Genomic DNA, 21,582 nt, shown 5'->3' on the forward strand with positions numbered 1-21,582 from the left:
CGGGCGTCAGTTGAGCGGCTCGGGCGCGGACGCGGGCGTCGCCGGCTGCGGGCCGTCACCGTCGGCGCCGCCCGCCGCCGTGCCTGCGGGAGGGCCGTCCGTGGCGCCGTCCGCGGTTCCGGCTGCGGTGCCGTCCGCGGTGACGGTCGCGGTGCCGTCCGGGGTGACGGCCGCGGTGCCGTCCGGGGTGACGGCCGCGGGGCCGTCCGCGGTCTCCTGCTCCGGTCCGGTGGCCGGTGACGCGTCCTCGTGCGGGAGTTCGCGCGAGACGGCGTCCGGGAGTTCGTGGGGGACGGCACCCGGGAGGTCGTCCGGGCGGTCGTCCCGGAGGTCGGCCGGGTGGTCCGTGGCCGTCGTACGGGCGGCCGTACGGGCGAAGGCCGCCGCCGGGGACGGGGCCGGGCGGCGTTCCGCGAGCGGTACGACGGGCGGGAGCGCGGCCGGGTCCTCGCCGAGGAAGACGCGGCGTACGACGCGTTCGGCCGCGTGGCCGTCGTCCCAGGGGCAGAACCGCTCCCGGAAGGCGGCGCGCAGCGCGGCGGACTCGGCGCCGTGCCACGCCCCGGTGCGGAAGACCGCGGCCAGCTGCTCCGTGGTGCGGGTGACGGGGCCCGGGGTGTCGCCGGGCCGGCCGGAGAGCAGATCGAAGCAGACGCCGCGGGCGGCGCGGTAGGCGTCCCAGTCGGGTGCGTGGACGACGAGGGGGCGATCCAGGCAGGCGAAGTCGAACATCAGGGACGAGTAGTCGGTGACGAGCGCGTCCGCCGCCAGGCACAGCTCCTCGATCGAGGGGTGCCGGGAGACGTCCCGGATGACGCCCCGTGCGTGCAGCTCCCGCAGATGGCGCCGGCGTCCGTAGAAGTAGTGCGTGCGCACCAGCAGGACGAAGCGCTCGCCGAGCTGTTCCGCCAGCTCCTCCAGATCGAGGTCGGGGACGTAGTCGGTGCGGTAGTCGCGCAGGGTCGGCGCGTACAGCAGCGCGATGCGGCCGGGCGGCAGGCCGAGGCGTTCCCGGGCGGAGACGACGTCGGCCGCGGTGGCCGTGGTGTAGCGGTCGTTGCGCGGATAGCCGTAGGGGAGGTCCTCGTAGGAGCAGGGAAAGGCGCGGTGCCACACCTCGGCCGAGTGCGGGTTGGAGGTGAGGCTGTAGTCCCAGCGTCCGGCCCGCTCCAGCATGCGGGCGAAGTCCGTGCCGTTGGCCGCCGCCGGGTGGGGCAGCTGGTCGAGGCCCATGGTCTTCAGCGGCGTGCCGTGGTGGGTCATCAGGTGGCGTTGGCCGGGGCGGCGCACCAGGTGGTCGGGGAAGTTGACGTTGTTGACGAACCAGGTGGCGCGGGCGAGCACCTTCCAGTAGCGCAGGGTGCGGGGCACCACGTGGTCGGTGCCGGGCGGCAGCGTCGGCACGGCCGCGCGGCGCACGATCCACACCGGGTGGAGGTGCGGGGCCAGTTCGCGCGCCGTGGCCTCGATGGCGGCCGGGTTGCAGGCCACGCCACGGTTCCAGTAGGCGGAGTAGACGGCCAGGTCACGGTCCAGCGGGAGCCGGCGCTGCCAGGCGTAGTAGGCGCGGTGCACCGGCGCCGCGAGCTTCGCGCGGGCGGGGCCCTGGGCGCGGCGCAGCGCTCCGGCGGTGCGGCGGACCGCCTCGCGGGCCGCGAACAGCGGGTAGGCGTGCCGGGCGAGCAGGGCTGTGTCCCGGGCGGCGCGCGGCGCGGGGCGGTAGCCGGGCGGCAGGTGGGCGCGGTAGAGGCGGGCGGCCTCGCGGAAGAAGGCGGGCCGGTCGGCGAGGCGGACGCGGTCGCGGCGGCGGACGCAGAACAGCAGGTGCGCCACCATCCGTTCGAACAGCAGCGGCCGGTACCGGTCGAGGTCGGGGCGGCCGTCGAGGAAGGCGAACAGCGAGGCGTACTGCCCGAAGATGTCGAAGTGCCGGCGGCCCGGGGTGGAAGTGATGGCGCCCCGGTGGCGCTGCCGGTAGTCGACGCAGATCCGGGAGAGGCAGCCGATGGAGCGGGCGGTGACCATCGCCGCGTGCGAGACCGGCGCGTCCTCGTACAGGCCCGGCGCGAAGCGGAGCCCCTCGCGCTGGTAGAAGTCCCGCCGGTACGCCTTGTTCCAGGCGACGTGGAAGAGGGTGAGCAGCTCGGGCCGTTCGGCGACGGTACTGGTGGCCGTCCCGGTGGCGGCGAGCTGGGCGGCGAAGGAACTGGGCTCGGTCCGGCCCGTCCAGTAGGAGCGCTGGTGGTCGAAGACCAGCAGCTCCGGGTCGCCGCAGGCGGTCAGCCGCCGGTCGACGGCGGCGAGCGCGCCGGGCAGATAGGTGTCGTCGCTGTCGAGGAACAGCAGATAGTCGCCGCGCGCCTGTTCGACCCCGGCGTTCCGCGCCCGGCCCAGCCCGACGTTCCGCGGCAGGTGGAGCACCTTCACCCGGGGGTCGCGCCGGGCGTACTCGTCGAGGATGCGGCCGCTGTGGTCGGGCGAGCGGTCGTCGACGGCGACGACCTCCAGATCGGTGAACGACTGCCCGAGCACCGAGTCGAGGCAGGCCCGCAGATAGCCCTGCACCTCGTACACCGGGACGACGACGCTGAAGCGGGGCATGACCACGTTCCTCCGGTCGGGGCTGGTCGGGGCTGGGGCTTTCGCCGGTGGGGGCGGGGCTTTCGCCGGGTGGCCGGGGGCGGGTGTCAGCTCGTGGGCACCGGGGCCGCGGACGGGGGCTGCGGCTCGGCGGGCGGCGGCTGCCGGGTGCCCGCGCTCTCCTCGGCGGGCGGCTGCGCCGTCGCTCCGTGCCGGTGCGCCGGGCAGGCGGCGGGCGCCGGGTGCCGTTCCGTGGGCGGTACGGGCGTGGGCAGCGCGGAGACGGGTTCGCCGAGGAAGACATGGCGCACCACGCGTTCTGCCGCGTGGCCGTCGTCCCAGGGGCAGAACCGCTCCCGGAAGGCGGCCCGCAGCTCCCGGGTGTGCGGGGCGGCGTGTGCGCCGGAGGCGAGCAGCTCGGTGAGCTCGTCGGTGGTGCGCACCACGGGCCCGGGCGGGGCCGCCGTGATGTCGAAGTAGGTGCCGCGCGCGGCCCGGTACGCCTCCCAGTCGGGCACGTGCAGCACGAGCGGCCGGTCCAGGTTGGCGTAGTCGAACATCAGGGAGGAGTAGTCCGTGACCAGGACGTCGGCGGCCAGGCACAGTTCCTCGACGGACGGGTGCGCGGAGACGTCCAGCAGGCCCTCGGGCAGCTCCTCGGCGGGCGGGGACCCGGTGGCGGGCCCGGCCGGGTCGGCGTGGAAGTAGTGCGGCCGCACCAGCAGGACGAAGCCGGGCCCGAGGTCGCGGGCGAGCCGGGCGAGGTCGAGGTCGGGCAGCCAGCCGCGCCGGTAGTCGCGGTGGGTGGGCGCGTACAGCACGGCCGTCGCCGTCTCGGGGACGCCCAGCGCGGCGCGGATGCGCAGCACGTCGGCCGCCGTGGCGTGCTGGAAGACGTCGTTGCGCGGATAGCCGAACTCCAGCGTGGTGTACGGGGAGGGGTAGGCGCGCTCCCAGACCAGGGTGGAGTGCGGATTGGCGGACAGGCTCAGATCCCAGCGGTCGGTGTGCTCCAGCAGCCGCCGGAAGTCCATCCCGTCGGCGCCCGCCGGGTAGGTACGCAGGTCGAGGCCCATGTGCTTGAGGGGTGTGCCGTGGTGGGTCTGGAGCAGGGTCTGGCCGGGCCGTTTGCGGTGGCCGTGCGGCAGATTGACGTTGCTCACCAGGAACCGGGCCCGGGCCAGCGCGCCCCAGTGCCCGGCCGAGCCGGGCTCCAGCCGGCGCACCCCGGGCGGCAGCGTGTGCGCGTACCGCTCCGGGCAGACCCACACCGTCCGGATGTGCGGGGCGAGTTCGCGCACCTTCGCCTCGATCGCGGCCGGGTTGCAGGAGTAGCCGCGGTTCCAGTACGCGGAGAAGACGGCGAGCCGGGCGTCGAGCGGCCGCAGCCGCTGGAGCCCGTGGTGGAGCCGCAGCACGGCCGTGCGGGCCCGACGGCGCGCGGTGCGCAGCCGCACCAGGAGCGGCCGGTGGACGGCGCCGGCCCGGGCGAAGGCGCGGAAGACCCGGTGCGCGCCGAGCCGGACGAGCGCCCGGCGCAGCCGCAGCCGCGCCGAGGCACGCGGGGTCAGGGCGCCCGCCGGGGTGCGGTAGCGGCGGCAGTGGGCGCGGGCCCGGCGGAAGAAGACGGCGCGGGCGGTGGGCGGCAGTCGGACGGCGCTGGCGTGGATGACGGCGAAGTGGTCGGCCATCCGGCCGTAGAGCGCGCCGCGCCAGCGCTCCAGCTCCGGCCGTGCGTCGAGGAAGCCGAAGAGCCGGTCGTACTGGGCGAAGACGTCGAAGTGCCGGCGGCTGGTCGTCGACAGGATGCTGCCGGCCCGGCGCTGGCGGTAGTGCACGCACACCCGGTCGAGCGTGGCCAGCGACCTGGCCGTCATCAGCGCGGGGAACGTCCAGGGGGTGTCCTCGTACCAGCCGGGCGGGAAGGTGAGCCGTTCGCGGCGCACGAAGTCGCGGCGGTAGGTCTTGTTCCACGGGAACGCGGAGGCGCGCAGCAGTTCGGGCCGTTCGGCCAGCGTGCACACCTCGGGCCCGGAGCCGGGGGCGAGCAGCCCGTGGTACTCGTCCCGTACGACGCGGCCGTCCCAGTAGGTGCGGGCGTGGCCGAAGAGCAGGAGGTCCGGGTCGCCGGTGTGCTCCAGCCGTTCGGCGATCGCCCGCAGCGCGCCCGGTACGAGGGTGTCGTCGCTGTCGAGGAAGAGCAGGTAGTCGCCGCGCGCCCGGGCCGTTCCGGTGTTGCGTGCCGGGCCCAGGCCGATGTTCCGCTCCAGGTGCACGACGGTGATCCGCGGGTCGGCTGCCGCGTAGGCGTCCAGGATCGCGCCGCTGGCGTCGGGGGAGTGGTCGTCGACGGCGATCACTTCGAAGTCGGTGAAGGACTGGGCCAGCACGGAGTCCAGGCACTCGTGCAGATACGCCTGCACCCGGTGGACGGGGACGATCACACTGAAACGAGGCACGGCAGTTCCACGGGTCGTCGTGACAACGGACAGTTAGTGCGATTTGTCCTACATATCCCACAAACGTCCCGTGGCTACACGGTCCCCGCCCCGCGTCAGCCGGGCAGACGGCGGAAGACGGCGTGCGGCAGGTGCCGCAGCACGCTCATCACCGGACGCAGCACGCCCGGCACCCACACCGTCCGCGCCCGGCGCCGCACCCCGTGCGCGACGGCTTCCGCCACCGCCTCCGGCGTGGTGGCGAACGGCGCCGGCTCCATCCCCTCGGTCATCCGCGTCGCGACGAAGCCCGGCCGGACCACCAGCACATGGACGCCGGTGCCGTGCAGCGCGTCGCCGAGCCCGTGCGCGAACGCGTCCAGGCCCGCCTTGCTGGACCCGTACAGGAAGTTGGCCCGGCGGGGGCGCTCGGCCGCCACCGAGGAGAGCACCACCAGGGAGCCGTGCCCCTGGGTGCGCAGCGCGCGGGCGCACACAAGAGAGCTGGAGACGGCCCCCGCGTAGTTCGTCCGGGCGAGCCGTTCGGCGGCGCGCGGGTCCGCCTCGTCCCGCTGCTGGTCGCCCAGGACGCCGAAGGCCAGCAGCACCAGATCGATGTCGCCCTCGGCGAAGACCTTGCCCAGCACCTCCTCGTGGTCGTCCGGGGCGAGCGCGTCGAACGGGACGGTGTGCACGCGTGCCTCGGCGCCCTGCTCGGCGGCCCGGGCGCGCAGCTGCTCGGCGGCCTCGTCCAGCCGCGGCGAGGGCCGGCCGGCCAGCCAGACCGTGCGGGTGCGGCGGGTGAGCAGGCGGCGGACGGTGGCGAGCGCGATCTCGGAGGTGCCGCCGAGGACGAGCAGGGACTGCGGGGTGCCGAAGGCGTCCTTCATGGGTGACTCCTGTGGTGTGCGGGGTTTCCGGATCGATTCCGGTCGGGGCTAGATGCCCAGGCGGCGGGCGAGGTCGGAGGTGAAGACCCCGTGCGGGTCCAGCTCGGCGCGCAGGGCCCGGAACCGCTCCAGCTCCGGGTACATGACGGGCAGCAGCTCCGGCCGCATCCGGGCGTCCTTGGCGAGGTAGAGGCGACCCTGGACGGCGGCGACCTCCTCGTCGAGCGTGTCGAGGAAGGCGCCGAGCCCGGGCAGCCCGGCGGGCAGGTCCAGGGCCAGGGTCCAGCCGGGGCGGGGGAAGGAGAGCCAGCCGGGGTCGGCCGCGCCGAAGCGCTTGAGCACGGCGAGGAACGAGGGGCACGAGCGGCGGGAGATGCGCTGCACGATACGGCGCAGCGCGTCGTCGTGCTCGTGTCCGACGACGCACTGCCACTGGACGAAGCCGGCGCTGCCGTAGATCCGGTTCCAGTGTCCGACCCCGTCGAGCGGGTGGAAGAACGACGCGAGGCGCTGCGGCTCGCCCGTCCGGCTGCGCGGGGCCTTGTGGTACCAGAGCCGGTTGAAGGCGCCGACGGTGCTGGTGCGCAGCAGTCCGCTCGGCAGTCCGCGGGGCGCGGGCGGCAGCCGGGGCGGCCGGAAGGCGAGGGGGGCGCGGCGGGCGTGCCGGGGGAGGGCGGCGGGCGGGGCGTGGTCGCCGCGGGTGAGCACGGCGCGGCCGGCGGCCGGGCCGCGGGCCAGCAGATCGATCCAGGCGACGGAGTAGCGGTAGCGGTGGTCGCTCTCGGTCATCCGCGACAGCAGGGTGTCCAGGTCGGGCAGGCGTTCGGTGTCGACGGTCATCCAGGAGGTCTCCACCGGCAGGAGCCGCAGCGTGACGCTCAGCACCAGGCCGGTGAGGCCCATGCCGCCGGCCGTCGCGTCGAACAGCGGGTCGCCCGGGGCGAGGGTGCGGACGCGGCCGTCGGCGGTGAGCAGCTCCAGGGAGACCACGTGCCGGCTGAAGGAGCCGGAGACATGGTGGTTCTTGCCGTGGATGTCCGCGCCGACCGCGCCGCCGACCGTCACGTACCGGGTCCCGGGGGTGACCGGCACGAAGCGGCCCAGCGGCAGCAGCACCTCCATCAGCCGGTGCAGGCTGACGCCCGCCTCGCAGGTCACGGTGGACGCCTCCAGATCGATGGCCCGGATCCGGTCCAGCCCGGTGGCGTCCAGCACGGTGCCGCCCGCGTTCTGCGCCGCGTCCCCGTAGGCGCGGCCCAGCCCGCGCGGGATGCTGCCGCGCGCTCCCCGCTCCCGTACGGCGTCGACGGCGGCGACGGCCTCCTCGACGGTGCGGGGGCGGTGGACACGGGCACCGGTGGGCGCGGTGCGGCCCCACCCGGTCAGCAGCCGGGTGCGGCCCCGTTCGGGCTCGCTCAACCCGGCCTGTTCGCTGGGGCGTTGGGGCTCCGGCAGCGGCGCGGTGCGGGCCGGGCCGCGGGGGCTCTGCTGGTGCGAAACGGACATGAGCGTGACCGTATCGCCGGGTATCGCCCTGCGTTGCGCGCTCTGTACGGCCACACCCTGAATGTCGCTGAAAGGGTGAAAGGCCGAGTGTCGGATCGTATGGTCGACGGGCGGTCGCGGGACGGCCGGGACAGTCGTCGTGTGGCAGCGACAGCGATGCGACGGTGGGAAGGGCGGCTGCTGGCCGCGCTGGGGGACTGTGCGCGGGAACCCCGGGTGGCCGGTGCCGCGCGGGCCCTGTCCTGGAGCGGTGAGCACGCCGCCGTCTGGCTGCTGGCCGGGGGCGCGGCGGCGCTCGCCGACCGCGACCGGCGGGCCGGGTGGCTGCGCGGCACCGGGCAGGTGGCCGCGGCACATCTGGCGGGGATGGGGCTCAAGCGGGTCGTACGCCGGCCCCGGCCCGGCCTGCCCGGCCGCCCGCCCCTGGTGCACACCGCGGGCCGGTACTCGTTCCCCAGCGCCCACGCCGCCTCGGCCGGCGCCGCCGCCGTCGCACTCGCCCGGGTACGCCCCGGCGCCCCCGCCACCGCACTGCCCGCACTCGCCGCACTCGTCTGCGTCTCCCGTCTGGTCGCGGGCGTCCACTACCCCTCGGACGTCCTCGCCGGCGCGGCGCTCGGCGCGTTGACGGCCCACCTGGGCAACCGGTTGCTCCCGGCCGGGACCGCCGACGCCGGGGCGGCTGCCGTCGGAACTGTGGGCGTCGGGGCCGCTGATGCCGGGTCTGCTGGTGTCGGGGTCGCTGCCGCCGGTACTGCCGGTGCCAGGACTGCCGACGCTGGGCCCGCTGCCGTTGGGATCGCCGGCGCCGTGGCCGCCGAGGTCGGGCCCACCGGCGCTCGGACTACCGAGGTCGGGACGGCCGACGTCGGGAGCGCCGGTGCCAGGACTGCTGATGCCGGGTCCACCGATGTCGGGACCGCTGGCGTCGGGACCCCCGATGTCGGGACCGCCGACGCCGGGGCCGCCGCCGTCGGAGCCTCCGGCGCCCGGGCCGCCGACGCCACGGCCACCGCCGACGCCCCAGCCACCGCCGACGGAGCGGCGTCCGTACCGGCCCGCGCGCCCGCGGCCTTCCGCCCGGCGGTCTCCCGTCCGGGGGGCCTTCATCCGGCGGCTTCCCGTCCGGCGCCCTCCGGCCCGCTGCCTCCCGGCCCGGCGGTCGGGGACGCGGCGGCCGTCGACGGGAGGTGGCGGTGAGCGAGCGGGTCACGTTGGCGGGGCAGTCGGCCGGGGAGGAGGCGGCGGCCGTACGCCAGTTGGTGCCGGCCTGTCCGGAGCGGCCGGCGGGCTTCGCCGGGAGTCTGGCCGGTGGGCTGCTGCTGACCGCGCGCCCCCGGCAGTGGATCAAGAACCTGCTGGTCGTCGCCGCGCCGGCCGCCGCCGGGCAGCTCGGCTCCGGCCGTACGGTGCTCCAACTCGCCCTGGTCTTCGTGCTGTTCACGGCCGCCGCCGCGGCCGTCTATCTGCTCAACGACGCCCGGGACGCCCCCGCCGACCGGGCGCACCCGCACAAGTGCCGCCGTCCGGTGGCCGCCGGTACCGTGCCGGTGCCCGTCGCCTACGCCGTGGGCGGGCTGCTCGCGCCGGCCGCCGTCGCCGGCGCCGCGTGGCTGTGCAACGCCGCGACGGCCGCGCTGATCGGCGGCTACGTCCTCGTGCAGATCGCCTACTGCGTACTGCTCAAGCGGGTGCTCGTCGTCGACCTCGCCGTGGTGACCGCCGGGTTCGTGATGCGGGCGATGTGCGGCGGGCTGGCGCTGGGCATTCCGCTCTCGCGCTGGTTCCTGCTGACGGCCGGGTTCGGCGCGCTGTTCATGGTGGCCGCCAAGCGGTACTCCGAGGCCCTGCTGATGGGCGAGGGCGAGGGCGGGACCCGCACGCTGCTGCGCGAGTACACCGTCGGCTATCTGCGCTTCGTGTGGCAGTTGGCCGCCGGGGTGGCCGTGCTGACCTACTGCCTGTGGGCGCTGGAGGGGCGGGCCGGGGACGCCGCCTCGCTGTGCCGGCAGCTGTCGATGGTGCCGCTGATCCTCGCGGTGCTGCGCTACGCCGTGTTCGCCGACCGGGGTGCGGCCGGGGCGCCGGAGGACGTCGTGCTCAAGGACCGGCCGCTCGCGGTGACCGCCCTGTGCTGGGGGCTGCTGTACGGGCTGTCGGTCGCGGGGTTGTGAGCCCGCGGGCGCGTGCCCGGACGCGCGGGCGCGGGACGCCGGGCGTGCGCGCCCGGGAGTTCGGCGCCGAGCTGGGCGGCTTCGCCGTCGTCGGGCTCTGCGCCTACCTCACCGACGTCGGGCTGTTCCTGTGGCTGCGCGGGCCGCTCGACCCGATGGCCGCCAAGGCGCTGTCGTTCGTCGCGGGCTGCGCCGTCGCGTACACCGGCAACGCGTGCGGCCCGTACCGGATGCGCGGGCGGGCGGCGGGCGGGCGACTGCGCCGGGTCGTCGTCTTCGTGCTGGTCAATCTCGCGGGCGCGGCCGTGCAGTTGGCCTGCCTCGGGATCTCCCGGCACGGGCTGGGGCTGACCTCGGCGCGGGCCGATCTCGTCGCGGGCGCCGGGGTGGGGATGGCCCTGGCGACGGCCCTGCGCTTCTGGGGGACCCGGACGTTCGTCTTCCGGGTCGGGCGCGGGGGCGGGGCCGCCCGCGCGCCGGCCGGCGACGGCGCGGAGGCGAACGCCCGTGCGCCCGGGGCTACTTGACGGCTCCCGCCATCACACCGGAGACGAACTGCCGCTGGAAGGCGAAGAAGACGGCCAGCGGCACCAGCATCGAGACGAACGCGCCGGGCGCCAGGACGTCGATGTTGTTGCCGAACTGCCGCACCTGCTGCTGGAGCGCCACCGTGATCGGCGGGTTCGTCGAGTCGGCGAAGATCAGCGCGACGAGCATGTCGTTCCACACCCACAGGAACTGGAAGATGCCCAGCGAGGCGATGGCCGGGCCGCCCAGCGGCAGGATGACGCGGGTGAACAGCCGCAGCTCGCCCGCCCCGTCGAGCCGGGCGGCCTCCAGCAGTTCCCGCGGGATCTCGGCGAAGAAGTTGCGCAGCAGGAAGATGGCGAACGGCAGCCCGAAGGCGGTGTGGAAGAGCACCACACCCGTCGTCGTCTCGAAGATCCCCAGCGCGCCGAACAGCTTGGCGACGGGGATCAGCGCCACCTGCACCGGCACCACCAGCAGCCCCACGACCCCCAGGAACCACCAGTCGCGGCCGGGGAACTCCATCCACGCGAACGCGTATCCGGCCAGCGCACCGACGATGACGACGAGCGCGGTCGCCGGCACCGTGATCAGCACGGTGGTCAGCAGGGAGTCCATCACCTGCTCGTTGGCGAACAGCGCTTCGTAGTTGGACCAGGTCAGCTGGGAGCGGTCGATGATCCAGGGGAAGCTGCCGTTCAGGTCGAAGATCTTCCACCAGCCGGAGACGGAGATGTCCGCCGGGTCGCGCAGCGAGGAGCTGAGCAGCCCCGCCGTCGGCAGCAGCCACACCAGCCCGATGACGACGAGCGCCAGCCGCACCGCCCAGTGCCCGGTGAGCCCGGCGATCCGGGAGGCGAGCGACGGCGCGGCCGGCCCGGGCGCCGCGGGCGCGGGCTTCTCCGGGGCACCGCCCGGTGCGGTCGCCGTGGTCATCGGCGCGACTCCCTCCGCAGACGGCGGATGTTGACGACCATCACCGGCACCACGAGCAGCAGCAGCACGACGGCGATCGCGCTGCCCACGCCCTGGTCGGCGCTGCCGCCGAAGGACTTCAGATACAGCTGGAGCGCCAGGACGTTGGCGTCCTTCTGGGTCGCGCCCGGCGCGATGATGTAGACGAGATCGAAGATCTTCAGCACGTTGATCATCAGCGTGACGACGACGACCCCGAGCACCGGCGCCAGCAGCGGAACGGTGATCCGGCGGAACACCTTCCACTCGCTCGCGCCGTCCACCCGGGCCTGCTCCAGCAGTTCGCGCGGCACCCCGGCCAGCCCCGCCGCGATCAGCACCATCGCGAAGCCGGCCCACATCCACACGTAAGAGCCGATGATGGCGGGCGTCACCAGTGCCGGACCGAGCCAGTCGACGCCGTTGTAGGGCGCGGCGAAGTTCGTGGCGGGCAGCCGCAGCCGGGCACCGTCGGCCGCGGCCGGCAGCGTGAACGTGCCGTCGGCGCGCGTCGTGGTGCTCGCGACCTTCCGGCCGTCCTTCACCGCCTCCACCGTGACGCCGCTGAGCGCCTTCTCCCGCTGGTCGACGACGCCGTGCTCGCTGCGCCCGCCCTTGACGAAGTCCAGCCAGACGACGCCGGTGACCTCGCCGTTCCCGCCCGGTGCCGGCCGTGCCGCGGGCTGCTCCCCGGCGGCCTGCTTCGGCGGGATGCCGACCAGCGGCAGCGCCACCGGGTCACCGGCCCGCGCGATGTCCCGCGTCGTCCAGTCGCCGTGGCCCGAGGAGCGCAGCGGGGCGTCCTGCCGGGGCCGGGCGTCGGGCCAGGGCGAGGTCTCGGCGAAGGTGTCGTGCACCGTCGTCCAGGCCGCGTTGGCGATGCCGCGGTCCGGGTCCTGCTCGTAGACGAGCCGGAAGATGATGCCGGAGGCCAGCATGGAGACGGCCATCGGCATGAAGACCAGCATCTTGAACGCCGTTCCCCAGCGCACCCGTTCGGTCAGCACCGCGAAGATCAGCCCCAGCGCGGTGCACAGCGCCGGGGCCAGCACCACCCACACCAGGTTGTTGCGGAAGGCCGTCAGTGTCTCGTCGTCGGTGAAGATCGCCCGGAAGTTGTCCAGCCCGGCGAACCCCGAGCCGTCCGCGTCCATGAGGCTGCGGTACACCGAGTAGCCGATGGGGTAGACGACGAGCGCGCCGAGCAGCACCAGCGCCGGCAGCAGGAAGACGGCCGCCAGCCAGGGCCGGCGGCGCAGCACGCCGGTGCGCCCGGCCTTCGGCGGCCGTGCCGTCGGATCCGGGCCACCGCCCGCCGCGTGCGGGACCGTCGCTGTCGTCGCCATGACGCTGGTCTCCCCTGCCTCGATCCTGCTCGGTGGATCCGGTCCCGGCCGTTCCCGGGTCCGATCCCGGGCCCGTCCGCGGGTCCGTCCGTGGACCCGTTCCGGGGCCCGTCCGGTGTTCCGTCCCGTGCCCGTACCGGGAGCTGTCCGGCGAGCGGGCCCCGGGCCGTCGGCGGCGCCCGCACCGGCCGCGGCCGGCGCCGGTGCCGAGGGCCGGGGGCGTCACCACGCCCGGCGGGCGCCCCCGCCCCTCGTCCTCACTGCTTCTCGTACGCCTTGGACGCGGCGGCCTCCAGCGCGCGCTGGGCGCCCTCGACGTCCGACGGCTTCCGCAGGAAGTCCTGCAACGCCTTCCACTCGCCCTGGCCCTTGGTGCCTCCGAACGCCGCCGGGGCCTGGTCCGACATGTCGAAGCGGAAGTCGTCGCCCGCGCCCACCAGGGCCTTGGCGATCTCGCGCTGCGGCTGGTTCGGATAGGCGGACAGCTCCAGCGACTTGTTCGGTGTGACGAAGCCGCCCTCGGCCGCCCAGATACCGGCCGCGTCGGGCGAGGCGAGATAGGTGGCCAGCGCCTGCGCCCCCTTGTTCTGCTTGAGCAGACAGGCCGCGTCGCCCGCCGTGACGACCGGCCGCGGCCCGTCGACCTCCGGGAACGGATAGACCTGTGCGTCCTCGCCGATCCGGGCCTTGGTGTCGCCCTCGATGTTGATACCGGCGAAGTCCGCGCCGAACACCAGGCCGCCCTCCGGCGCGGCGATGTCACCGAACACCTGCGTGACCGACTTGGGGAAGTCCGTCTGGAGCGCGCCCTGATTGCCGCCCGTCAACAGGTGCTTCTCGCGCAGCAGTTGGCCGAAGGTGCGCAGCGCGCGGGCGACCGAGGGATCCGTCCACTTGATGCGGTGCTCCGCCAGCTGGTCGTACTTCTCGGGCCCGGCCTGGGACAGATAGATGTTCTCGAACCAGTCGGTGAGCACCCAGCCGTCGCCGCCGCCGATCGAGACCGGGTCCACCCCGGAGTCGGAGAGCGTCCGCGCGTCGCGCAGGAAGTCCTTCCAGGTCTTCGCCTCGCCGACCCCGGCGTCCTCGAAGGCCGTGGTGTTGTACCAGATCAGCGACTTGTTCGCGGCCTTGTAGTAGATGCAGTACGGCGTGCCCTCGTACGAGCCGAGATCGCGCCATCCCTTGCTGAAGTTCTTCTTCGTCTCCGCCAGCGCCTGCTCGCCCAGCGGCTTGAGCCGGCCGCGCTGTGCGAACTGCCGCAACACACCCACCTGCGGCATCATCACGATGTCCGGCGGGGCGCCGCCCTCGATCTTCGAGCCGACATAGGTGGCGACGTTGTCCCCGGTGGGCACGAACTCCACCTTCGCGCCCGTGCGCCGCTCGAACTCGTCCAGCACCTTGCGGAAGTTCTGCTGCTCGTTGCCCGTCCACACGGCCGCCACCTGGAGCTTCTGGCCGTGCAGCCGCGGCAGTTCGACGGTCGGCTCGTGCGCCTTCGCCCAGGCGCTGCCCTCGTCCTCGGCCGCGCAGCCCGAGGCGGCGAGGGTGAGCGCGAACGTGGCAGCGAGCGCGAGAGCCCTGCGCGCAGCGCGCGCCGTACGCGTGGACACGCCGTCTCCTTCCCCCGAAGAACCCCGCGCGGCCCGCGGTGCCCACCAGGCCCGCGGACCTCCGGGGCGCCCGGCCCCGGACCCCCGCACCGCGGAAGGCGGCGCGGAACGGACAGCGGAGCGACAGCGCGCCCTCACCGTCTGTGCGGAAGTTTGTACGCCCGCGCGTGTGGTCCTGGCAACACCGTGTCGCCGCCCGCCGAGATCTTGATCAGTCCGTGACCCGGACCCGGCCCGGCGACGGCCTCACCCGCGAACTCCCGGGGCAGCGCGGGGAGTTGGGGCGGCAGGGGGCCGACGTGCCGGAGCGGTACGGCGCACCCCGTGCCGCCCTACGAGGAACGGGACACCTGCTGTGCCGCACGGGCCACGGCGCTCGCCAGCAGCGCCAGATCCGTGGGCCCGTTGCCCAGCTCCCGCACCGGCCGCCGCGCCGGCGGATCCCCGGCACGCGACCAGTCCAGCGGGACGACGGTCGGACGCAGCGTCGCCGTCCGCGGGATCCGCCCGGTGACCCGCCCCGCCTGGAACGGCACCGGCGGCACGGCCGATCCCGCGACGGTGAGGGCGCCCCGGCCCGGCACCTGCTCCTGCCCGTCGTCCGTCGTGCCCGTCAACCGGGCGTGCAGCGCGGCCCCTTGGGCGACCGCCGTGGCCTCGGTGCGCTCGGCCCGGCCCGTCGCGGCGATCAGATGCACCCCGAGCCGCGCCCCGGAGCGGGCCACCGCCTCCAGCGCCCGGACGACCGAACCGGCCGCCGGACGGCCCGGGTTGCCGAGCGCGGGGGCGACGAGCGTGTCGAAGTCGTCGACGACGACGGCCAGCCGGGGCAGCGCGTCCTCGTCCCCGCCCGGCAGCGCGAACGCGCTCAGCGCACGCCCGTCCGTACCGCCCCGCTCCTCTCCGTCGCGCCGGCGCAGCCGCAGCGTGCGGCGGGTGACATCCGGTTCGGCCTGCTCCCCCCACTCGCGGGGGCCCGCCTGCCCACCGGCCGCGCCCTCGCCCGGCCCGCCCCGCCCGGCGCCCGCTCCCGGCTGCTTCGGCGCACGCCCGGCCGCGCCCTCCGCGCCGGGCACACCCCGGCCGCCCGGAGCCGCGCCGTGCGACCCGACGCGCTGCTCCGGCGCCCCGGCCGGACGCGCTTCCGGCGCACCGGAACCGCCCTGCTCCCGCCCGGCGGGGACACGCGCCCCCTCCGCCCCGGAGCCCCGCTGCCCCTGCACACCGGGCCCACGCCACTCCTCGGCCCCGGAACCGGGGACGGAGCCCGGCGCGGATTCCCGCCTGGAACCGGAACCCCGCCCGGACCCGTGGCCCGAGCCGGAGCCGGAGCCGGAGCCGGAGCCGGAGCCGGGGGCGGAGCCGGGGGCGGAGCCCTGCGTGGATTCCCGGCCGGGGCCGCCGGCGGGGCCTCGCGCCGTCTCCCGTCCGGGGGTTGAGCCGGGGACGGAGCCCGGCGCGGGCTCCCGCCCGGGAGCCGAGCCGCTGCCGGTGCCCCGCACGGAGCCGGAGCCCGAGCCGTCTCCGGCGCCTGCGCCGCTGCCGGTGCCGGAGTCGGCGCCCTGCCCGGGCGTCGGGTCCGGTGCGGACGCGGGCACCCCGGCGGTGGGCTCCTGCCCCGTCCCGGGCACACGCGCCGGCCCGTCCGCCGGCTCGCGCGGTGCCTGCGGCGGCAGGGTGTCCAGCCCGCCCCGCTCCTCGGCGTGCGCCGCGCCCTGCCGCGCCTGCCCGCCGCCGTCGGCCCGCTCCTGCACCCGCGCCTCGGCCCGCTCCTGGGCGGCCTCCGCCGCCACCACGGCGTGCGCCGGGCGCTCGGCGGGGCGGCGCTGGGCCACCACCCGGCCGCCGGGCCGGGCCGCGAGGCCCATGTACTCCTCGTAGTCGCTCTGATCGCCGATCAGCTCGGCGCGCCGCTTCAGCTCGGCGCTGAGTGCCTGCGCGAACTCCCGCATCCGCACCGGGTCACCGGCGGTCAAGTGGCCGGTGACGTGCGGGAGTTCGGTGCACGCCCGCAGCCCGTCCCCGGCCTCGGGGCCGCCGCCGTCCACGAGGACGAGCGCCAGCCGGTCCGGCCGTTCCCCCGCCGCGAGCGAGGCCGTCAGCGCACGCAGCAGCTCCGTCTTGCCCGTGCCGGGACCGCCGCTGACCAGCGCGTGCCCCGGCGTCCCGGACGACGCTCCCGCGCCGGGCCCCGCGTCCGCCCCGGAGCCCGTGACCGGCGGGACACCGGCCCCACCGGCCCCACCGGCCCCACCGGTCCCGCCGGTCCCGCCGCTCACGTCCGCCAGATCCGCCTCCAGCGGGCCGTGCGGCCCGGCGCCCAGCACCAGCGGTACCCGCCCGGCCGGGCCGTTCCGCTCCGACCAGCGGGCCAGGAGTGCCGCCGGGGTGGCCCGCGCCAGCCCCAGCTCGTCGAGCAGACGGCAGCCGCGCGGCAGCGTCACCGCGGGCCGCGTCCCGGCGCGCGTGCCCTCCTCCTCCGGCTCGCGCAGCGGCGCCAGCGAGCGGGCGAACCGCTCGGCCCACGCGGCGGACACCGCGTCCACCGCGGCCACCGGCCCGGTGGGCGCCGTGAAGTCGGCCGTGCCGGAGCCGAACACCGTCCGCTCCTCGGCCGCGTTCCAGCCCGCCGTGCCGCTCTCGGCGCCGGGCGCCGGGACCTGCGGCGGCGCCGCCGACGCCGGGCCGTGCGGGGTGTGCGGGGCCCGGTACAGCACCCGGACCGCCGTCGCCACGTCCCCGCTCAGCAGCGCCAGCGCGCCGCACTCGGCGAAGGCCGGGCAGGTGGCGTTCGCCGCCTCGACGGTGGCCGCCACGGGCGAGGCCGGGCTGGCCGCCGGCGTCTCGGCGAGACACAGCACATGGACACCGGCCGCCGCGCCCTCCCGTGCCAGCCGCGTCACGTTCTCCCGCAGCCCGGCGGAGCCCGGGTCGCCGTCGACGACGACCAGGACGTGGTGGTCCGGCTCGGCCGCGGCCGGGTTCGGCGCCGTCTCGCGGGCCTCCAGCCGCCGGAGCAGCTCGGCGGTCCGCGCCGCCGCCTGGTCGCGGTCGTGCGCCGTCAGCAGCGTGCAGTCCTGCCCGTGCGCCGGGCGCAGATGGGGCAGCCAGCCCAGCCAGGACCACTCCTCGGCGTGCGCCTGCGGGGTCCGCGACCGGTCGGCCGCCAGCAGCACGATCTCCAGGCTGCTCGGCCCGTGCAGCGCCGCCAGCTGCGCCACCACGGAACGGGCCAGCCCCGCCAGCCGGGCCCGCGGCCCCGCCAGTCCCAGTGCGCCCGCCTGCCGCAGATCGACCGTCACGGGCTCGCCGTGCCCGTCGGCGCGGTGCGCGCTGCCGAGCCGCACCGTCAGCGCGTCCGGGTGCGCGGCGTCCCGCTCCCACAGCCGGGGCCCCGGCCCCAGCGCCGTCAGCAGGACGGCCGCCGGGTCCGGCCACCGGGCGGCGGCCTCGCCGGTTCCGCGCGCCGTGCGCTCGCCGGGGCCGTACCCGCCGGGGCCGTAGGGCGCCGGATGCGGCACGGCGCCGGGCCGGCCGGGGCCCGGCTGCGGTGCGCCCGGGGTGTGCTCGGCCGCCGCGTCGTGTGCCGCGCCGTCGACGCCGCCCGCGGCGCGGCCCGCCGCGTACGGGCCCTCCGGCGCCGCGGCGGAGCCCTGCTCGTACGCGGCGGACTCCTCCTCGCCGCGCGCTCCGGTGAACCGGCGTGCCCAGGCGCTCAGCCCGCGCGCCCGGCGCCGGTCGGTGCCGGGCCCGCCGGGCAGCCGGGGCGGCGGTGCCTGGGATGCCTGGGGTGCCTGGGGTGCGACGCCCGCGCCGTGCGTCCCGTCGGCGCCGGGGAACGGTCCTGCGGGCGCGTACGCGTGCCCGCCGGCGTCCTGCGCCGGGTGACCGGGCGGCGCCGCTGCCGCGTCCGGCGGGACCGGGGGCACGCCGCGCGTGCCCTGCTCCCCGGCCGGGCGCGCCGCCTCCTGCGCCGTGCGGCGGACCCGCAGCCGGCCCTCGCCGTCGGGCTCCGTCGGCAGCGCCAGCGGCGGGGGCGCGGGAACGGCGGGCGCGCCGTGGGCGTCCGGCGCGGGTGCGCCGGTGGCCTCCAGGCGGACGGCGCTCTCGCCGATCCGCAGCGTCGAGCCGGGCCGGAAGAGGACGGGCTGGGTGCCGACGGGTGCGCCGTCGAGCGCCGTTCCGTTCGTCGAGCCGATGTCGGCGACGGTGACCGTCCCGCCGTCGGTGACGGTGACCGAGCAGTGCAGCCGTGAGACGTCCGGGTCGTCCAGCGGGACGTCGGCGTCGGCGGAGCGGCCGAGCAGGACCTTGCCGCCCTGGAGCAGATGGATGCCGCCCGCGTCCGGCCCGGCGACCACGTGCAGCCGTGCCTTGGCCGAGCCGTAGGCGGAGACCGCGGCGCCGTGCGCCGGCAGCGCGGCCGGGGTGACGGGCGCGTGCAGCGAGATCACGGCGCCGTCCAGCAGCGGGGGTTCGCCGATGATCTGGCGGTGCGGATCCAGCCGCCGGGTGCCCGCGTAGACGACGACGGGCTCCTGCTGGCCTTCACCGCCGGCGGCCCCCGGGGCGCGGCCGGCACCGGACTGCGGGCCCCGGCCCTCGTGCGGTCCGGAGGCGGGAGCGGGGGAAGGGGGCGAGGCGGGGGACGCGGCGGTGGCGGCCGTGGACGCCGTGGATCCGGCGGCCCCGGAGGACCCGGGGGACCCGGTGGACGGGGCCGGGCCCGCGGCGAGGGCTGCGGCTGCCGAGGAGGCGAGGGCGCCGGTCACCGCCGCGAGCACCGTGCCGGCGGGGGCCGTGACCAGGACGTTCGCCGAGGTGGGCGGCGGCGGTCCGGCGCTGTGCCGGGGTGGATGCGGGCCCGCGGCATCTCTCGCGTCGCCGGCGCCCCGGCCGCCGCGCGGCGGCAGAGCGACAGTCAGCCGGATCTGCATCGGCCCCTCCAGTCCCGTCCGTGCCCCGTGCCCGGCGGGCCGCCCACCCGCCGCGCGCTCGCCTCGGCACGCTCACTCGTCCACTGCTGCTGTGCTGATGCAGGATGCATACTCGCACCCGCGGCCGACAGTCACCGACCGCGTCGACACCGCTGTCGGTCACGCGCCCGCCGGACGACCACCCTAATGATCTTGAGTCCCCGGGGCCCGTCACACACCACCGGCGCCACCCGTCCCTCCTGCCCCGCTCTCCGTGAGCGCACCCGGACCGTCCGTCACCGCACGGGAATTCTCCGCAACGAGTCATGGAGTGAGCGCGCGGGGGCAGAAGGATTCGGACAAGTATCAGATGGCACTCGGGGATTGATCATTTCCTGTCCGCTCCGGGAAGCTCGGCTCCGTACGGACGGCCGGTGCCGCAACCATCGGGAGGCGCACCGCGTCTTCCCCGGAGCCGCCCGGTTCCCGCCTGCCTCAGCAGCATCCTCGGCCGGGGCGGGCCGCCGCGGCGCGGCACTATTGTGGGCGGGATTGCAGTACGAGACCAGGGAGCGCATGACGTGCGGCCGGTAGGCAGCAAGTACCTGCTCGAAGAGCCGCTCGGACGCGGCGCCACGGGCACCGTCTGGCGTGCCCGCCAGCGGGAGACGGCGGGCGCCGAGGCGGCCGTGGCCGGGCAGCCGGGCGAGACCGTCGCCATCAAGGTCCTCAAGGAGGAGCTGGCGAACGACGCCGACGTGGTGATGCGTTTCCTGCGGGAGCGCTCGGTCCTGCTGCGGCTGACCCACCACAACATCGTCAGGACCCGCGATCTGGTCGTCGAGGGCGATCTGCTCGCGCTGGTCATGGATCTGATCGACGGCCCGGATCTGCACCGCTATCTGCGCGAGAACGGCCCGTTCACGCCGGTCGCGGCCGCTCTGGTCACCGCGCAGGTCGCCGACGCGCTCGCGGCCAGCCACGCGGACGGCGTCGTCCACCGCGATCTGAAGCCCGCGAACGTCCTGCTCACCGAGGACGAGAACGGCATGCGGCCGATGCTGACCGACTTCGGCATCGCGCGCCTCGCCGACTCCCCGGGCCTCACCCGCACCCAGGAGTTCGTCGGCACCCCCGCCTATGTCGCCCCGGAATCCGCCGAGGGCAGGCCGCAGACCTCCGCCGTGGACATCTACGGCGCGGGGATCATGCTGTACGAACTGGTCACCGGGCGCCCGCCGTTCAGCGGTGACAGCGCGCTCGCCGTGCTGCACCAGCACCTCGCCCAGGAGCCGGAGCGCCCCGGCGGCCTTCCCGAGCCGCTGTGGACGGTCATCGAGCGCTGTCTGCGCAAGCAGCCGGAGGAGCGGCCCAGCGCCGTCAACCTCGCCCGTGCGCTGCGCACCGTCGCGAACGGCATCGGCGCGGGGGCGAGCCCGGAGGCGGCGAGCGCCGCGATGGGCGTCGCCGCGCTCCTCGCGCCGGACCCGACGCCCGCACCGGTGCCCGGCACCGGCGCGGACGGCCAGGCAGCGGGGAACGCCGGGAACGCCGGGCACGCCGGGAATGCAGATCCCACCCAGGTGCTGCCGCACCGGGGCGCCGCGGGTGCGGCCGCCGCCGGTGCCGCGGGCGCCGCCGCCGGTGCCGCCGCGGGCGCGGCCGCTGCCGGGTACGACCCGTCCGCCGAGACGAACGTGCTGCCGACCACCGGCACCCAGGGCGGTCAAGGCGGCCAGGGCGGCCAGGGAGGCCAGGGCGGTCAGGGTCCCGGCGGGAACGCCGATCCGACGCAGGTCATGCCGCCGATGCCGGGCGGGCCGCCGCAGGGCGGGCAGCAGCAGCCCGAGGGCCCGCACCCCTGGGAGGGCCAGATGCAGGCCGCCCGGGACCGCAACGAGCAGACGCAGGTCCAGCCCATGGACCCGTCCCTCGATCCGCTGCGCCGCCGCCCCCAGCGCCGCCCGGGCCCGCCCCCGCCGCAGCAGCCCCCGTACGGGCAGCAGCAGTACGGCGCTCCCGGTGGCCCCGGCGCTCCGTACGGGCAGCAGCCGCAGCGCCCGCCGATGCAGCCGCCGCCCCCGCAGCAGTACGAGCCGCAGCCTCCGCCGCGCCGGGAGCCGCCCCGCCGGGAGCCCCCGCCGCGACGGGAGCCGCGTGAGCCGCGTGAGCCGCGCCGGCGCAGCGCCAACCCGATGCGGATCCCGGGTCTCGGCTGCCTCAAGGGCTGCCTGTTCATGATCCTGATCCTGGTCGTGATCTGTGTGCTGGTGTGGAACTTCACGCCGGTGCCCGAGTGGTGGGCGCAGGGCAAGAGCTTCTGGGACTCCGCGACGGATCTCGTCGGCAAGATCGGGGACCTGATCGGAAAGCTCGGCAACTGAGCCGCGGCGGGGGCCGGGCCGCCGGGCTTCCCGGTGTCCCCGGCGCCTCCGCCGCGTCGCTCTCCGGGCGCTCGTGCGCCCGTCCCCGGTGGTCGGCACGGTGATTTGTCGACTTGTTCCGAGGGATTTCCCCTACAGAAGTGACGCTTCGTCGCATCCCGGGCGCACTGCGCGTGTGTCGCCGCGTAGCTTTGTCGGCACGGTTCGGCGTGACCGCGGGCGGTGAGAATCCCCCAGGTTCTTCCCTGCC

The 21,582-nt window shown here is 76.1% G+C and carries 12 protein-coding genes; 4 read left to right on the forward strand and 8 right to left on the reverse strand.

The window, feature by feature from the left end:
- Window positions 1-6: 6 nt before the first annotated feature.
- The 4 genes from SCA03_RS27750 to dprE1 form a co-directional block, all read right to left on the reverse strand.
- Window positions 7-2,601 (reverse strand): bifunctional glycosyltransferase/CDP-glycerol:glycerophosphate glycerophosphotransferase, encoded by a 2,595-nt coding sequence (locus SCA03_RS27750; protein ID WP_141275721.1) that lies wholly within the window; start codon window positions 2,599-2,601, stop codon window positions 7-9.
- Between the two features lie 86 nt (window positions 2,602-2,687).
- Window positions 2,688-5,039, reverse strand: coding sequence for a bifunctional glycosyltransferase/CDP-glycerol:glycerophosphate glycerophosphotransferase (locus SCA03_RS27755; RefSeq protein ID WP_141275722.1), 2,352 nt, complete (start codon window positions 5,037-5,039; stop codon window positions 2,688-2,690).
- Between the two features lie 95 nt (window positions 5,040-5,134).
- Window positions 5,135-5,908, reverse strand: coding sequence for a decaprenylphospho-beta-D-erythro-pentofuranosid-2-ulose 2-reductase (gene dprE2 / locus SCA03_RS27760; protein ID WP_030889273.1), 774 nt, complete (start codon window positions 5,906-5,908; stop codon window positions 5,135-5,137).
- Between the two features lie 48 nt (window positions 5,909-5,956).
- On the reverse strand, window positions 5,957-7,414 hold the full coding sequence (dprE1, locus tag SCA03_RS27765; protein ID WP_141275723.1) for a decaprenylphosphoryl-beta-D-ribose oxidase: 1,458 nt from the start codon (window positions 7,412-7,414) through the stop codon (window positions 5,957-5,959).
- Between the two features lie 141 nt (window positions 7,415-7,555).
- Here dprE1 and SCA03_RS37060 point away from each other — a divergent pair, with 141 nt between their 5' ends.
- The 3 genes from SCA03_RS37060 to SCA03_RS27780 are packed head-to-tail and all read left to right on the forward strand — an operon-like array spanning window position 7,556 to window position 10,115.
- A complete protein-coding gene (locus tag SCA03_RS37060; protein WP_308698363.1) occupies window positions 7,556-8,614 on the forward strand; it encodes a phosphatase PAP2 family protein in 1,059 nt (352 codons plus the stop codon).
- The gene (locus SCA03_RS27775) at window positions 8,611-9,588 is read left to right on the forward strand and encodes a decaprenyl-phosphate phosphoribosyltransferase (RefSeq protein WP_371863995.1); all 978 of its coding nucleotides are present in this window, start codon (window positions 8,611-8,613) and stop codon (window positions 9,586-9,588) included. Before SCA03_RS37060 ends, SCA03_RS27775 begins: the two co-directional genes overlap by 4 nt.
- A 44-nt stretch (window positions 9,589-9,632) precedes the next feature.
- Window positions 9,633-10,115, forward strand: a complete 483-nt coding sequence (locus SCA03_RS27780) for a GtrA family protein (protein ID WP_086817945.1) — start codon at window positions 9,633-9,635, stop codon at window positions 10,113-10,115.
- On the opposite strand, the gene SCA03_RS27785 is transcribed toward SCA03_RS27780, so the two are convergent.
- From SCA03_RS27785 to SCA03_RS27805, 4 genes are all read right to left on the reverse strand, one after another.
- A complete protein-coding gene (locus SCA03_RS27785; protein WP_086817944.1) occupies window positions 10,108-11,052 on the reverse strand; it encodes a carbohydrate ABC transporter permease in 945 nt (314 codons plus the stop codon). The genes SCA03_RS27780 and SCA03_RS27785 overlap by 8 nt on opposite strands.
- The gene (locus SCA03_RS27790) at window positions 11,049-12,416 is read right to left on the reverse strand and encodes a carbohydrate ABC transporter permease (RefSeq protein WP_086817943.1); all 1,368 of its coding nucleotides are present in this window, start codon (window positions 12,414-12,416) and stop codon (window positions 11,049-11,051) included. Before SCA03_RS27790 ends, SCA03_RS27785 begins: the two co-directional genes overlap by 4 nt.
- Before the next feature lie 257 nt (window positions 12,417-12,673).
- Window positions 12,674-14,032, reverse strand: a complete 1,359-nt coding sequence (locus SCA03_RS27795) for an ABC transporter substrate-binding protein (RefSeq protein WP_030889293.1) — start codon at window positions 14,030-14,032, stop codon at window positions 12,674-12,676.
- Window positions 14,033-14,364: 332 nt separating this feature from the next.
- A complete protein-coding gene (locus SCA03_RS27805) occupies window positions 14,365-18,969 on the reverse strand; it encodes an FHA domain-containing protein (protein WP_230988952.1) in 4,605 nt (1,534 codons plus the stop codon).
- Between the two features lie 560 nt (window positions 18,970-19,529).
- Here SCA03_RS27805 and SCA03_RS27810 point away from each other — a divergent pair.
- Window positions 19,530-21,332, forward strand: a complete 1,803-nt coding sequence (locus tag SCA03_RS27810) for a serine/threonine-protein kinase (RefSeq protein WP_141275724.1) — start codon at window positions 19,530-19,532, stop codon at window positions 21,330-21,332.
- The last annotated feature ends 250 nt before the right edge of the window (window positions 21,333-21,582 follow it).

This window comes from Streptomyces cacaoi (genome assembly GCF_006539165.1).
Classification (GTDB): domain Bacteria; phylum Actinomycetota; class Actinomycetes; order Streptomycetales; family Streptomycetaceae; genus Streptomyces; species Streptomyces cacaoi.

What these genes read in the sequence shown, in the direction of transcription:
- SCA03_RS27750 (WP_141275721.1), bottom strand. Translation starts at nt 2,601, where the DNA reads ATGCCCCGCTTCAGCGTCGTCGTCCCGGTGTACGAGGTGCAGGGCTAT.
- dprE2 (WP_030889273.1), bottom strand. Translation starts at nt 5,908, where the DNA reads ATGAAGGACGCCTTCGGCACCCCGCAGTCCCTGCTCGTCCTCGGCGGC.
- dprE1 (WP_141275723.1), bottom strand. Translation starts at nt 7,414, where the DNA reads ATGTCCGTTTCGCACCAGCAGAGCCCCCGCGGCCCGGCCCGCACCGCG.
- SCA03_RS27785 (WP_086817944.1), bottom strand. Translation starts at nt 11,052, where the DNA reads ATGACCACGGCGACCGCACCGGGCGGTGCCCCGGAGAAGCCCGCGCCC.
- SCA03_RS27790 (WP_086817943.1), bottom strand. Translation starts at nt 12,416, where the DNA reads ATGGCGACGACAGCGACGGTCCCGCACGCGGCGGGCGGTGGCCCGGAT.
- SCA03_RS27805 (WP_230988952.1), bottom strand. Translation starts at nt 18,969, where the DNA reads ATGCAGATCCGGCTGACTGTCGCTCTGCCGCCGCGCGGCGGCCGGGGC.